Here is a 12,999-nt window from a genome sequence, read left to right on the forward strand (position 1 = left end):
TGACAGGGGGGTGGGGGGTGGGGGTGGTCAGATCTTCGTCCAGGCCTCCGCGAGGACGTCCCGCAGGATCTGCTCGATCTCGTCGAACGTCGACTGGCCGGAGATCAGCGGCGGGGCCAGCTGGACGACCGGGTCGCCGCGGTCGTCGGCCCGGCAGTACAGGCCGTTCTCGAAGAGCTTCTTCGACACGAAGCCGTAGAGCAGACGCTCGCACTCCTCGCCGCTGAAGGTCTCCTTGGTGGCCTTGTCCTTCACCAGCTCGATGCCGTAGAAGAAGCCGTTGCCGCGCACGTCGCCGACGATCGGCAGGTCGTGGAGCTTCGACAGGGTCGCGTGGAAGGCGGCCTCGTTTTCCAGCACGTGCCGGTTGAGGCCCTCGCGCTCGAAGATGTCGAGGTTGGCGAGCGCCACGGCCGCGGAGACCGGGTGGCCGCCGAAGGTGTAGCCGTGGAGGAAGGTGTTGGAGCCCTTGAAGAACGGCTCCGCGATCCGGTCGGAGACGATCGCCGCGCCGATGGGGGAGTAGCCCGACGTCATGCCCTTGGCGCAGGTGATGATGTCCGGCACATAGCCGAACTTCTCGCAGCCGAACATGGTGCCCAGCCGGCCGAAGGCGCAGATGACCTCGTCGGAGACGAGCAGCACGTCGTAGATGTCGCAGATCTCGCGGACCCGCTGGAAGTAGCCGGGCGGGGGCGGGAAGCAGCCGCCCGCGTTCTGCACGGGCTCCAGGAAGACGGCGGCGACGGTGTCCGGGCCCTCGAAGAGGATCTGCTGCTCGATCTGGTCGGCGGCCCAGCGGCCGAAGGCCTCCGGGTCGTCACCGTGGACGGGCGCCCGGTAGATGTTGGTGTTGGGCACCTTGTGCGCGCCGGGCACCAGCGGCTCGAAGGGCGCCTTCAGGGCCGGCAGCCCGGTGATGGACAGGGCGCCCTGCGGGGTGCCGTGGTAGGCGACGTTCCGCGATATCACCTTGTACTTGCCGTGGTTGCCCGTGAGCTTGTGGTACTGCTTCGCCAGCTTCCACGCGGTCTCCACGGCCTCGCCGCCGCCGGTGGTGAAGAAGACCTTGTTGAGGTCCCCGGGGGCGTGGTGCGCCAGCCGCTCGGCGAGCTCGATCGCCTTGGGGTGGGCGTAGCTCCACACCGGGAAGAAGGCCAGCTCCTGCGCCTGCTTGCTCGCCGCCTCGGCGAGCTCGGCGCGGCCGTGGCCGGCCTGGACCACGAACAGGCCGGCGAGACCGTCGAGGTAGCGCTTGCCCTTGTCGTCGTAGATGTAGGTGCCCTCGCCGCGCACGATGGTGGGCACGGGGGCGTTCTCGTACGACGACATGCGGGTGAAGTGCATCCACAGGTGGTCGTACGCCGTCCTGCTGAGGTCCTTGCTCACGGCTATCGGGTTCCCCATGTGTAGGTCTGTTTGCGGAGCTTGAGATAGACGAAGCTCTCCGTGGAGCGGACCCCGGGCAGGGTCCGGACCCGCTTGTTGATCGTTTCGAGGAGATGGTCGTCGTCCTCGCAGACGATCTCGATGAGGAGGTCGAAGGAGCCCGCGGTCACGACCACGTACTCCACTTCGTCCATCGCGGTCAGGGCGTCCGCGACCGGGTCGAGGTCTCCCTCGACATTGATGCCGATCATGGCCTGGCGCCGGAGTCCCACGGTGAGGGGGTCGGTGACGGCGACGATCTGCATCACGCCCTGGTCGAGCAGCTTCTGCACGCGCTGGCGGACCGCCGCCTCGGACAGTCCCACCGCCTTGCCGATCGCCGCGTAGGGGCGGCGGCCGTCCTCCTGGAGCTGCTCGATGATCGCCAGGGAGACGGCGTCGACCGGCTGCGCGCCGGCCACGCTCTTCGCTTCGGGGTTACGAGTGGCCACATCCCCACTGTGCATGAGGACTCGGTGGCGTGGCAACCCCTGAGCGATGAAATCCGTTGTTGAAGGCCGCCGGAAACACTGATTCCGTCGTTCCTGTGTGATGGGTCTGCCGAAAGCGTCACCTCAGTGACTAGGCTGGGCGTCTCAGCGACTGGTACATCCGACAGAAGGGGTGGCACATCGTGACCACCGAGCCGCGCCGCCTGCGCAACTACATCGCCGGCGAGTTCCGTGACGCCGCCGACGGGCGGACCACCGAGGTCGTCAATCCGGCCACGGGAGAGGCCTACGCCACCGCCCCGCTGTCCGGCGCGGCCGACGTCGACGCCGCCATGGCCGCCGCCGAGGCGGCCTTCCCCGCCTGGCGCGACCTGGTGCCCGGGGAGCGCCAGAAGGTCCTGCTCAAGATCGCCGACGCCATCGAGGCGCGCGCCGAGGACCTGATCGCCGCCGAGTCGGAGAACACCGGCAAGCCGCTCGCGCTCACCCGCAGCGAAGAGCTCCCCCCGATGGTCGACCAGATCCGGTTCTTCGCCGGCGCCGCCCGGATGCTGGAGGGCCGCTCCGCCGGTGAGTACATGGAGGGAATGACCTCCATCATCCGCCGTGAGCCCATCGGCGTCTGCGCGCAGGTCGCGCCGTGGAACTACCCGATGATGATGGCCGTGTGGAAGTTCGCCCCGGCGCTCGCCGCGGGCAACACCGTCGTCCTCAAGCCCTCCGACACCACCCCCGCCTCCACCGTCCTGCTCGCCGAGATCATCGGCGGGGTCCTGGAGGAGCTGGGCCACCCCAAGGGCGTCTTCAACGTCATCTGCGGCGACCGCGACACCGGCCGCCTGATGGTCGAGCACAAGGTGCCCGCCATGGCCTCCATCACCGGCTCCGTGCGCGCCGGCATGTCGGTCGCCGAGTCCGCCTCCCGCGACCTCAAGCGCGTCCACCTGGAGCTCGGCGGCAAGGCCCCCGTCGTGGTCTTCGAGGACGCCGACATCGCCAAGGCCGTCGAGGACATCGCCGTCGCCGGCTACTTCAACGCCGGCCAGGACTGTACGGCCGCCACCCGCGTCCTCGTCCACGAGTCGATCCACGACGAGTTCGTCACCGCCCTCGCCAAGGCCGCCGCCGACACGAAGACCGGTCAGCCCGACGACGAGGACGTCCTCTACGGCCCGCTCAACAACGCCAACCAGCTGAAGCAGGTGACCGGCTTCATCGAGCGGCTCCCCGCCCACGCCAAGGTCGAGGCCGGCGGCCACCGCGTCGGCGAGAAGGGCTACTTCTACGCCCCGACCGTCGTCTCCGGCCTCAAGCAGGACGACGAGATCATCCAGCACGAGGTCTTCGGCCCCGTGATCACCGTCCAGTCCTTCACGGACGAGGAGCAGGCCGTCGCCTACGCCAACGGCGTCGAGTACGCGCTCGCCTCCTCGGTGTGGACCAAGGACCACGGCCGGGCCATGCGGATGTCCAAGGCCCTCGACTTCGGCTGCGTGTGGATCAACACCCACATCCCGCTGGTCGCCGAGATGCCCCACGGCGGCTTCAAGAAGTCCGGCTACGGCAAGGACCTCTCCGCCTACGGCTTCGAGGACTACACCCGCATCAAGCACGTCATGACGTCGCTGGGCTGAGCCCGCGCGCGGGGCGGGCTCGCGCACACGCGTACGTTCCGTACGCGTGTGCGCGTATCATCGACGCCCGGCCGACCGGCCCGCACCCCCCGCCCCGCACGTCCCCCGAATGCGAGACGCCCGTGAAGCCCCTGTCCCGCCGTTCCCTGCTGCGCGCGCTGGGCGCCGGCGCCGGGGCCGCAGCGCTCGCCGGATGCGGGGTCCCCGCCGCCTACGTCGCCCCGCGCGACCGGTCCGCCCCGGACCGCTCCGAGCGCGACCACCGGCTCGCCTTCGCCAACTGGCCGCTCTACATCGACACCGACGAGAAGCACCCGGAGCGGCGGCCCACCCTCGACGACTTCGAGAAGAGCACCGGGATCTCGGTGAAGTACACCGAGGAGATCAACGACAACGACGAGTTCTTCGGCAAGATCAGCCCGGCCCTGATGAACCATCAGCGGACCGGCCGGGACATCATCGTCGTCAGCGACTGGATGGCCTCCCGCTACGTCCGCCTGGGCTGGGTCCAGGAGATGGACCGCGCCGCCCAGCCCCACGTCGCCCGCGAGCTCGACCCGCTGCTGCGCGGGGCCTCCTTCGACCCCGGCCGGCTGCACACCGTGCCCTGGCAGTCCGGGATCACCGGCATCGCCTACAACCGCAAGAAGCTCGGCCGCGAGATCCGCCACACCTCCGACCTGTGGGCCGGCGACCTGCGCGGCAAGGTCACCCTGCTCGCCGGCATGGACGAGGCGTTCGCGCTGCTGATGCTGGGCAACGGCGCCGACGTCACCCGCTGGACCGCCGACGACTTCCACCGGATGACGGACCAGCTGCGCACCCTGGTCCGCAAGCGCCACATCCGCCGCTTCACCGGCAACGACTACATCAAGGACCTCTCCTCCGGGGACGTCCTGGCCTGCCAGGCCTACTCCGGCGACATCATCCAGCTCCAGGCCGACAACCCCGACATCGAGTTCGTCGTCCCGCAGGAGGGCGCCGAGCTGTGGGCCGAGAGCCTGATGATCCCCAACCTCGCCGCCCACAAGCGCAACGCGGAACGGCTCATCGACTACTACTACCGGCCCGAGGTCGCCGCCCGGCTGGCCGCCGCCGTCAACTACGTCTGCCCGGTGCCGGCCGCGCGCGAGGTCCTCGCCTCCTCCAAGGAGAAGGAGCTCGCCGAGCTCGCCGAGAACCCGCTGGTCTTCCCCACCGAGGACATGAGGAAGCGGCTCTCGACCGCCCGTGACATGTCGGCCAAGGAGCGCCCCGCCTTCACCAAGGAGTGGAACGAGATCGTCGGGCTCTGAGCCCCGGCCGCCTCAGTCCCGGGGCGGGAGCAGTGAGCGCAGGGCGCCCACGCGGTTGGTGGTGATCGAGTCCACGCCCGCGCGCAGCAGCCGGCGCATGGTCCACCGGGTGTCGGCGGTCCAGGCCGAGACGAGATAGCCCGCCGCGTGGTCACGGGCGACGAGCTCCTCGCTCACCAGCCCGAAGCGGTAGTTGAGCCAGTGCGGGCGCACCCCGGCGAGCAGCGCCGGGCGCGGCGGGGCGAGCGTGGTCCACGTCAGCGCGATCTCGGCGTCCGGGTCGGCCCGCCGGACGGCGAGCATGGCGGCGGGGGAGCCGCAGTAGTAGACCCGGTCCCCGGCGCCGGCGGACCGCACCTCGGCGACGGCCGCGCCCGCCGCCGACGGGTCCGGCAGGTCGACGAACAGCCGCGCCCCGTGGTCCTCCGCCGTGGCGTCGAGCGTCTCGGCCAGCGTCGGCACCCCGCCCCCGGTCAGCCCCCGCAGCTCGGCCGCCGACAGGGCCGAGAGGGCCCGCTCGTGGCCCCACAGCCGCCCCAGCGTCGCGTCGTGCAGCAGGACGGGCACCCCGTCGGCGGTCAGCCGGACGTCGATCTCCACCGCGCCCGCGCCCGCCCGCAGCGCGGAGCGGACCGAGGGCAGGGTGTTCTCGCGGTGGACGTACGGATCGCCGCGGTGGGCGACGGCGACGCAGGCGGCCGGGGTGCGCGGGGCGACGGAGTCCGTGGAGACCATGGGCCTCATTGTGACGGGCACGCGGGCGTCAGCCGCGCCAGGCGGCGGTGTACGCGTCGATCTCGGCGGCCAGCGCGGCCTTGCCCGCCGGGTCCAGGAACGACGCCTCGACGGCGTTCCTGGCGAGCACCGCGACGCCCCGCGCGTCCAGGTCCAGCAGCCGGGCGGCGACCGCGTACTCGGTGTTGAGGTCCGTGCCGAACATGGGCGGGTCGTCGCTGTTGACGGTCACCAGCACACCGGCGGCGACCATCTCCTTGATGGGGTGGAGCTCCAGGTCGGTCACCGCGCGGGTGGCCAGGTTGGAGGTGGGGCAGACCTCCAGCGGGATGCGGTGCTCGGCGAGGTGGGCCAGCAGCCTCGGGTCCTGGGGGGCGCTGGTGCCGTGGCCGATGCGCTCGGCGCGCAGCTCGGTGAGCGCGTCCCAGATGGTCTGCGGGCCGGTGGTCTCGCCGGCGTGGGGCACGCTGTGCAGGCCGGCGGCGATCGCCCGGTCGAAGTAGGGCTTGAACTGGGGGCGGGGCACGCCGATCTCGGGCCCGCCGAGCCCGAAGGAGACCAGGCCGTCGGCCCCCAGGTCGCAGGCGATCCGGGCCGTCTCCTCGGCCGCCTCCAGGCCCGCCTCGCCGGGGATGTCGAAGCACCAGCGCAGCACCACGCCCAGCTCCGACTCCGCGGCCTTGCGGGCGTCCTCGATGGCCTCCAGGAAGGCGACGTCCGGGATGCCGCGCTTGGTGGAGCTGTAGGGGGTGACGGTCAGCTCGGCGTAGCGGATGTTCTGCCGGGCCATGTCACGGGCGACCTCGAAGGTCAGCAGCCGGATGTCCTCGGCGTCACGGATCAGGTCGACGACGGAGAGGTAGACCTGGATGAAGTGCGCGAAGTCACGGAAGGTGAAGAAGTCGGCGAGCGCCTCGGGGTCCGTGGGCACGGGGGAGTCGGGGTGCCGGGCCGCCAGCTCGGCGACGATGCGCGGGGACGCCGACCCCACGTGGTGGACGTGCAACTCCGCTTTGGGGAGCCCCGCGATGAACGAGTCGAGTGCGGACATGCTGGCCTCCAGGGCTGCTCGGGTCGTTCGGTCCGTCCGGGTCAACGGCGTGCCGATCATCGTATGCGCGGATGCCGCCGCAGCCGTGCTCAGGCCTTAGCATGACGGGGTATCGAGTGGGGAGGGCCATGTCCGAGAAGGACGACGCGTACGTGCAGCAGGAGCGCCGGGACGGTGATCCCTGGGCTCCGCCGGAGCGGCGTGTGCCGCTCGACAAGCCCGGCACCCCGCCGGTGCCGCCGCCCGCGGGGCCCGTTCCCGGACCGTCCGTCTCCGGTCAGGCCGCCCTTGGACCGGCCGTGCCCGGACCGTCCGCTCCCGGACTGTCTGCTGACGGGCCTGCCGCCGGTCTTCCCGCCGCGCCGCCCGCCCCAGAGCCGGGCGCCGTGCCTCCCGTGCCCCTCGCGCCCACCGGGCCGGGCACCCCCGGCGCGTACCCGCCCGGCCCGTACGGCTACCCGCAGGCGGGGCTCCCGCCGCAGCCGGGGGCGCCCTACGGCGTACCGGGCGCGGCCGGACCGTACGCCCAGGGCCCCTACGCCCAGAGCCCCTACGGGCAGACCGCCTACGGCACCGGCCACTACGGCTGGGGCGCCCCGGGCTACGGGCAGGGCTGGCCGCACGCGGGGCGAGTGCCCAACAACGGCCTCGGCGTGGCCTCCCTCGTGCTGGGGATCATCGGCGTGCTGGCGTGCTGGACGGTCGTCTTCGGCGTCGTCATCGGGGTGATGGCGATCGTCTTCGGCGCGATCGGCCGGAGCAAGGCCAACACCGGTGAGGCGACCAACGGCGGCCAGGCGCTGGCCGGGCTGATCCTGGGCGGGGTGGCGCTGCTGCTGACGGCCGCGATGCTCGTCGTCTTCATCACGCTGGGGGCGCGCGAGAGCACCGGCCCGGCCGGCGACGACAACCCCGACGACGCCACCTACGGCGCCTATATGGCCGTGCCGCCCGGCCCCGGGCCGCTGGTGCCCGCCGCCAGCCGCTGACGCGCCTCCATCAGGGCGAAGCCCAGCAGATTGAGCCCGTTCCAGCGGGCCGGATCCCCGGCCCGCTCGTCGTCGACGGCCAGGCCGATGCCCCACACCCGGTCGAGCGGGCTCGCCTCCACCAGCACCCGGCCCCCGGTGCCCAGCAGATACTCCCTCAGCTCCGGATGCTGCCCGAACTTGTGCGCGCTGCCCTCGACGACCAGGGCGAAGCGGTGGCGGCGCCACACCTCCTCGTCGAAGCCGCGCACCGCGCGGCCCGCGTCCTTGGCCTGCTTGGGATGGCCCGCCGCGAGCGCCCGGGCCTCGGCCTCGGCGTCGCCGAACAGCCGCGCCTTCCCGGCCATCATCCAGTGCTCGGCCGTCGCGTAGACCGTGCCGTCCACCGTGAACGGCGACGGCCACCACTGGCTGAAGCAGCCGGGCCCCACGGAGCCGTCCCGGCGCGGCCGGTGCCCCCAGAAGTACACATACTTCAGCCGCTCACCGCGGGCCGCGGCCGCGGTCAGTTCCTCGACCGAGCGCGGCCCGTCGGCGACACCCGCACCTGACGTGATCATGTTGTCTCCTCCCCCGTTCCTTCCCTGGACCAGTGTGGCGACGACCACTGACAACCGCCCCGCCCGGGGCCGGGTGGCCGTCGAGGGAGCCGCACCGAATCCGTCGTCCCGTTAAATGATGGCGACGGAATCCCTTGTCGCAAGCCGATTGCTCTGCCAGGATCGGCAACCAATCCCGTGGGAACCACACCCGCCCCGACGCCCGGGCCCGGTGAGGAGTGCGCGATGGACCGACGATCCGGCACCGCGAGCGGCCGCCCGGGACCCGAGCGCGGCATGGCCCGTATGAGACCACACCCCATCGTGTGTCACTGTTACGTGTTCTGCGTCCTCCCCACGAACCCACTGGACCCACGACCATGACGGCTTTCGCCACGACAGGCAGCACCGGCACCGACGTCCGCCTCACCGGCATCAGCAAGGCGTACGGCGACGTCACCGCCGTGCACCCGCTCGACCTCTCCGTGCCCGCGGGCTCCTTCTTCGCCCTGCTCGGAGCCTCCGGCTGCGGCAAGACCACCACGCTGCGCATGATCGCCGGCCTGGAGGAGCCCACCACCGGGACCGTCGAGCTCGGCGGCCGCGACGTCACCTCCCTGCCTCCGTACAAGCGGCCCGTCAACACCGTCTTCCAGAGCTACGCGCTCTTCCCCCACCTGGACATCTACGAGAACGTCGCCTTCGGCCTGCGCCGGCGCGGCGTCAAGTCCGTCCGCAAGCAGGTCGACGAGATGCTCGACCTCGTCCAGCTCGGCGACTACGCGCGTCGCAAGCCCCAGCAGCTCTCCGGCGGCCAGCAGCAGCGCGTCGCCGTCGCCCGCGCGCTGATCAACCACCCGGACGTCCTCCTCCTCGACGAGCCCCTCGGCGCCCTCGACCTCAAGCTGCGCCGCCAGATGCAGCTGGAGCTCAAGCGCATCCAGACCGAGGTCGGCATCACCTTCATCCACGTCACCCACGACCAGGAGGAGGCCATGACCATGGCCGACACGGTCGCGGTCATGAACGCCGGACGCGTCGAGCAGATGGGCGCCCCCGCCGACCTCTACGAGACGCCGCGCACCACCTTCGTCGCCAACTTCCTCGGCACCTCCAACCTCATCACCGCCGACGTGGTGGGCACCTCCGGCGACGACGTCCTTCTGCGGGTCTCCGATACCAAACTCACCCTTCCCGGGACACGATGTACAGCCACCGCCCGCGTGGGCGAGAAGCTTCTGGTCGGGATACGGCCGGAGAAGATCACGCTCACCCACGCCGACGACGCCGGCGCCATTCCCGACGGCCGTAACCGCCTCGCCGGGCGCATCGCCCAGTCCAGCTTCATCGGCGTCTCCACCCAGTACCTGATCGACAGCCCGGCCGCGTCCGGCCTGTCCGTCTACGAGCAGAACATCGAGCGCGACCCGCGCCTGGTCCCCGGCGCCGACGTGGTCCTGCACTGGAACCCCGGCCACGGCTTCGGCCTGGACGCGGCCCAGGCCGTGACCGCCGGAACGCCGGACGAGGCCGGCACGGACCTCGTCGAGGCGGGCACGGACCTCGTCGAGGCGGGCACGGACCTCGTCGAGGCGGGCACCGACGCGCGAGAGGCGGCTACGTGACGATGACGACCACCACCGCCGACCACCCTCCCGCACCCCCCGCCGACGGCGCCCTCCACAAGGCCGTCCTCCGCAGGAAGCGCGTCCCCTACTGGCTGCTGCTTCCCGGCGCCCTCTGGCTGCTCGTCTTCTTCGTGGCCCCCCTGGTCTACCAGGCCTCGACGTCCGTACAGACCGGTTCCCTCGAAGAGGGCTTCAAGGTCACCTGGCACTTCGCCACCTACTGGGACGCCCTGACCGAGTACTACCCGCAGTTCCTGCGCTCCGTCGCCTACTCCGCGACCGCCACCGCGCTCTGCCTCCTGCTGGGCTACCCGCTCGCCTACCTGATCGCCTTCCGCGCGGGCCGCTGGCGCCACGTCCTGATGGTGCTCGTCATCGCGCCGTTCTTCACCAGCTTCCTGATCCGCACCCTCGCCTGGAAGACGATCCTCTCCGACGGCGGCCCCGTCGTCCGCGCCCTCGACGCGCTCCACGTCCTCGCCGTCACCGACGCGCTGGGCGTCACCGAGGGCCACCGCGTGCTCGCCACCCCGCTCGCCGTGGTCTGCGGGCTGACCTACAACTTCCTCCCCTTCATGATCCTGCCGCTCTACGCCTCGCTCGAACGCATCGACAGCCGCCTCCACGAGGCCGCCGGCGACCTCTACGCCCGGCCGCTGACCACCTTCCGCAAGGTGACCTTCCCGCTGTCCATGCCGGGCGTCGTCGCCGGCACCCTGCTGACCTTCATCCCGGCCACGGGCGACTACATCAACGCCGAACTGCTGGGCTCCACCGACCAGAAGATGATCGGCAACGTCATTCAGTCCCAGTTCCTGCGAGTCCTCGACTACCCGACGGCGGCCGCCCTGTCGTTCCTCCTCATGGCCGCGATCCTCGCCATGGTCACCGTCTACATCCGCAAGTCCGGGACGGAGGAACTGGTCTGATGGCACCGCTGACCCGCCTCGCGCGCGGACTGCGCCGGAACCTGGTCGTCATCGCCGGGCTGGCCACCCTCGCCTTCCTGATCCTGCCCAACGTCGTGGTGACGGTCTTCTCGTTCAACAAGCCCAACGGCCGCTTCAACTACGAGTGGCAGCGCTTCTCCACCGACGCCTGGACCCACCCCTGCGGCGTCGCCGACCTGTGCGGCTCGCTCTCGCTGAGCCTGTGGATCGCCCTGTGGGCGACCGTCGGCGCCACCCTCCTGGGCACCGCGATCGCCTTCGCGCTCGCCCGTTACCGCTTCCGGGCCCGCACCTCCGCCGGCACTCTGGTCTTCCTGCCGATGGCCATGCCCGAGGTCGTCATGGCCGCCTCCCTGGCGACCCTCTTCCTCAACATGGGCGTCAGCTTCGGCTTCTGGACCATCCTCATCGCCCACATCACGTTCTGCCTGAGCTTTGTGGTCACCGCCGTCAAGGCCCGTGTGATGAGCATGGACCCGCGCCTCGAACAGGCCGCCCAGGACCTCTACGCCACCCCGTGGCAGACCTTCCGCAAGGTCACCCTGCCCATCGCCGCCCCCGGCATCGTCGCCGGAGCACTGCTCTCCTTCGCGCTCTCGTTCGACGACTTCATCATCACCAACTTCAACGCCGGCTCGACCGTGACCTTCCCCATGTACGTCTGGGGATCCGCACAACGGGGCACTCCCGTGCAAATCAATGTCATCGGAACGGCGATGTTCGCCATCGCCGTGCTGTGCGTCCTCGTCGGCCAGCTCGTCGGGAGACGCCCGAGAAGGAGCTGAGAACCATGGCCGTCGGTGCCGCACCGCGAAATCCCGGGGGACACCCCCGGACCCCCGCCGTAAAAGCACTCGCCGCCGCAACTCCCCGCCCCTACTGGCTCGACGACCCCTCCCGGCCGGAGGCGCTCCCCGCGCTCGCCGGCGACGAGCACTGCGACCTGCTCGTCGTCGGCGGCGGCTACTCCGGACTGTGGACCGCGCTCCTGGCCAAGGAGCGCCACCCCGGCCGGGACGTCGTCCTCATCGAGGCCCGCCGGACCGGCTGGGCCGCCTCCGGCCGCAACGGCGGCTTCTGCGCCGCCTCCCTCACCCACGGCTGGGCCAACGGCCACGCCCGCTGGCCCGCCGAGCTCCGCACGCTGGAGGAGCTCGGCCACCGCAACCTCGACGGCATCGAGGCCACCCTCGCCCGCCACGGCATCGACTGCGACTTCGAACGCACCGGCGAGATCGACGTGGCCACCGCCCCCCACCAGGTCCAGGAGCTCCGCGAGGCCGCCGAGCAGGCCGCGGCCCTCGGCGTCACCGGCCACACCTTCCTCGACCGCGACGCCATGCGCGCCGAGGCCGACTCCCCGACCTTCCTCGCCGGCCTGTGGAACCGCACCGGCGTCGCCATGCTCCACCCCGCCAGGCTCGCCTGGGGCCTGCGGCGAGCCTGCCTCGATCTCGGTGTGCGGATCTACGAGCACACCCCCGGCACCGAGCTCTCCTCCCGCCGCGCCGGCGTCGCCGTCCGCACCCCCTACGGCAGGGTCTTCGCCCGCCACGCCGCACTCGGCACCAACGCCTTCCCCTCCCTGGTCCGGCGGCTCCGCCCGTACATCGCCCCCGTCTACGACTACGCGCTGATGACCGAGCCGCTCACCGAGGAGCAACTGGCCTCCGTCGGCTGGCGCCGCCGCCAGGGGCTGAGCGACAGCGCCAACCACTTCCACTACTTCCGGCTGACGGCGGACAACCGTGTGCTGTGGGGCGGCTACGACATCGTCTACCGCTACGGCGGCGGCGTACGGGCCGAGTACGACCACCACCCGGCCACCTACCAGCGCCTCGCCGAGCACTTCTTCCGCTGCTTCCCGCAGCTGGAGGGGGTGCGCTTCTCGCACACGTGGGGCGGTGCCATCGACACCTGCTCCCGTTTCTCCGCCTTCTTCGGCACCGCCCACGGCGGCCGCGTCGCCTACGCGCTGGGTTTCACGGGGCTCGGCGTCGGCGCGGCCCGCTTCGGCGCGGACGTCATGCTGGACCTGCTCTCCGGCGCGCGCACCGAGCGCACGGAGCTGGAGATGGTCCGCAGCAAGCCCCTCCCGTTCCCGCCGGAGCCGGTCCGGTCGGTGGGCATCGGCATCACGCAGTGGGCGATGACGCGGGCCGACACCAACGGCGGCCACCGCAACCTCTGGCTGCGGGCCATGGACAAGGTGGGGCTGGGCTTCGACAGTTAGTCAGTGGTTGGTGGGCAAACGTTCCGCAGGGCTGGGGGCACCTCCCAGCGGTAGCCGGGGGAGGG

Annotated in this window: 12 protein-coding genes; 7 read left to right on the forward strand and 5 right to left on the reverse strand. The window is 71.3% G+C overall.

All coding sequences use genetic code 11. From position 1 onward, the window contains the following. Positions 1-27: 27 nt before the first annotated feature. Positions 28-1,407: an aspartate aminotransferase family protein gene (locus K6I33_RS21160; protein ID WP_229355183.1), complete on the reverse strand. Its 1,380-nt coding sequence runs from the start codon at positions 1,405-1,407 to the stop codon at positions 28-30. Beyond that, complete coding sequence (locus tag K6I33_RS21165; protein WP_229355185.1) at positions 1,392-1,895, reverse strand: Lrp/AsnC family transcriptional regulator; 504 nt, start codon at positions 1,893-1,895, stop codon at positions 1,392-1,394. The genes K6I33_RS21160 and K6I33_RS21165 overlap by 16 nt, the downstream gene beginning before the upstream one ends. 167 nt (positions 1,896-2,062) lie before the next feature. On the opposite strand from K6I33_RS21165, the gene K6I33_RS21170 reads away from it, so the two are divergent. Both K6I33_RS21170 and K6I33_RS21175 read left to right on the forward strand, forming a co-directional pair. Further along, the gene (locus K6I33_RS21170) at positions 2,063-3,514 is read left to right on the forward strand and encodes a gamma-aminobutyraldehyde dehydrogenase (protein WP_229355188.1); all 1,452 of its coding nucleotides are present in this window, start codon (positions 2,063-2,065) and stop codon (positions 3,512-3,514) included. 131 nt (positions 3,515-3,645) lie between these two features. Next, positions 3,646-4,809 (forward strand): spermidine/putrescine ABC transporter substrate-binding protein, encoded by a 1,164-nt coding sequence (locus K6I33_RS21175; RefSeq protein ID WP_229355204.1) that lies wholly within the window; start codon positions 3,646-3,648, stop codon positions 4,807-4,809. Between the two features lie 12 nt (positions 4,810-4,821). On the opposite strand, the gene K6I33_RS21180 is transcribed toward K6I33_RS21175, so the two are convergent. Next, entirely contained in the window at positions 4,822-5,544 is a 723-nt protein-coding gene (locus K6I33_RS21180) for a glycerophosphodiester phosphodiesterase (protein ID WP_229355190.1), read from the reverse strand. 28 nt (positions 5,545-5,572) lie between these two features. Next, the gene (locus tag K6I33_RS21185; RefSeq protein WP_229355192.1) at positions 5,573-6,595 is read right to left on the reverse strand and encodes an adenosine deaminase; all 1,023 of its coding nucleotides are present in this window, start codon (positions 6,593-6,595) and stop codon (positions 5,573-5,575) included. A gap of 128 nt (positions 6,596-6,723) precedes the next feature. Here K6I33_RS21185 and K6I33_RS21190 point away from each other — a divergent pair, with 128 nt between their 5' ends. Further along, positions 6,724-7,584 (forward strand): DUF4190 domain-containing protein, encoded by an 861-nt coding sequence (locus tag K6I33_RS21190; RefSeq protein ID WP_229355194.1) that lies wholly within the window; start codon positions 6,724-6,726, stop codon positions 7,582-7,584. Here K6I33_RS21190 and K6I33_RS21195 read toward each other — a convergent pair. After that, positions 7,530-8,144, reverse strand: a complete 615-nt coding sequence (locus K6I33_RS21195) for an NADAR family protein (protein ID WP_229355196.1) — start codon at positions 8,142-8,144, stop codon at positions 7,530-7,532. The genes K6I33_RS21190 and K6I33_RS21195 overlap by 55 nt on opposite strands. Before the next feature lie 359 nt (positions 8,145-8,503). On the opposite strand from K6I33_RS21195, the gene K6I33_RS21200 reads away from it, so the two are divergent. From K6I33_RS21200 to K6I33_RS21215, 4 genes are read left to right on the forward strand one after another with little or no spacing between them, the layout of a single operon-like run. Beyond that, positions 8,504-9,748, forward strand: a complete 1,245-nt coding sequence (locus tag K6I33_RS21200; protein ID WP_229355198.1) for an ABC transporter ATP-binding protein — start codon at positions 8,504-8,506, stop codon at positions 9,746-9,748. Between the two features lie 2 nt (positions 9,749-9,750). Beyond that, positions 9,751-10,680 (forward strand): ABC transporter permease, encoded by a 930-nt coding sequence (locus tag K6I33_RS21205; RefSeq protein WP_229355213.1) that lies wholly within the window; start codon positions 9,751-9,753, stop codon positions 10,678-10,680. Continuing rightward, positions 10,680-11,486, forward strand: coding sequence for an ABC transporter permease (locus tag K6I33_RS21210; RefSeq protein ID WP_229355200.1), 807 nt, complete (start codon positions 10,680-10,682; stop codon positions 11,484-11,486). The genes K6I33_RS21205 and K6I33_RS21210 overlap by 1 nt, the downstream gene beginning before the upstream one ends. Positions 11,487-11,491: 5 nt before the next feature. Next, entirely contained in the window at positions 11,492-12,934 is a 1,443-nt protein-coding gene (locus K6I33_RS21215) for an FAD-binding oxidoreductase (protein ID WP_229355202.1), read from the forward strand. Positions 12,935-12,999 lie beyond the last annotated feature (65 nt).

The sequence above is a fragment of the Streptomyces sp. UNOB3_S3 genome (assembly GCF_020740895.1).
In the GTDB taxonomy this organism is placed as follows: Bacteria; Actinomycetota; Actinomycetes; order Streptomycetales; family Streptomycetaceae; genus Streptomyces.

Excerpts from the sequence above, each read along its gene's own strand:
- K6I33_RS21160 (WP_229355183.1), bottom strand. The coding sequence starts at position 1,407 with ATGGGGAACCCGATAGCCGTGAGCAAGGACCTCAGCAGGACGGCGTAC.
- K6I33_RS21165 (WP_229355185.1), bottom strand. The coding sequence starts at position 1,895 with ATGCACAGTGGGGATGTGGCCACTCGTAACCCCGAAGCGAAGAGCGTG.
- K6I33_RS21180 (WP_229355190.1), bottom strand. The coding sequence starts at position 5,544 with ATGGTCTCCACGGACTCCGTCGCCCCGCGCACCCCGGCCGCCTGCGTC.
- K6I33_RS21185 (WP_229355192.1), bottom strand. The coding sequence starts at position 6,595 with ATGTCCGCACTCGACTCGTTCATCGCGGGGCTCCCCAAAGCGGAGTTG.
- K6I33_RS21190 (WP_229355194.1), top strand. The coding sequence starts at position 6,724 with ATGTCCGAGAAGGACGACGCGTACGTGCAGCAGGAGCGCCGGGACGGT.
- K6I33_RS21195 (WP_229355196.1), bottom strand. The coding sequence starts at position 8,144 with ATGATCACGTCAGGTGCGGGTGTCGCCGACGGGCCGCGCTCGGTCGAG.
- K6I33_RS21200 (WP_229355198.1), top strand. The coding sequence starts at position 8,504 with ATGACGGCTTTCGCCACGACAGGCAGCACCGGCACCGACGTCCGCCTC.
- K6I33_RS21205 (WP_229355213.1), top strand. The coding sequence starts at position 9,751 with ATGACGACCACCACCGCCGACCACCCTCCCGCACCCCCCGCCGACGGC.
- K6I33_RS21210 (WP_229355200.1), top strand. The coding sequence starts at position 10,680 with ATGGCACCGCTGACCCGCCTCGCGCGCGGACTGCGCCGGAACCTGGTC.
- K6I33_RS21215 (WP_229355202.1), top strand. The coding sequence starts at position 11,492 with ATGGCCGTCGGTGCCGCACCGCGAAATCCCGGGGGACACCCCCGGACC.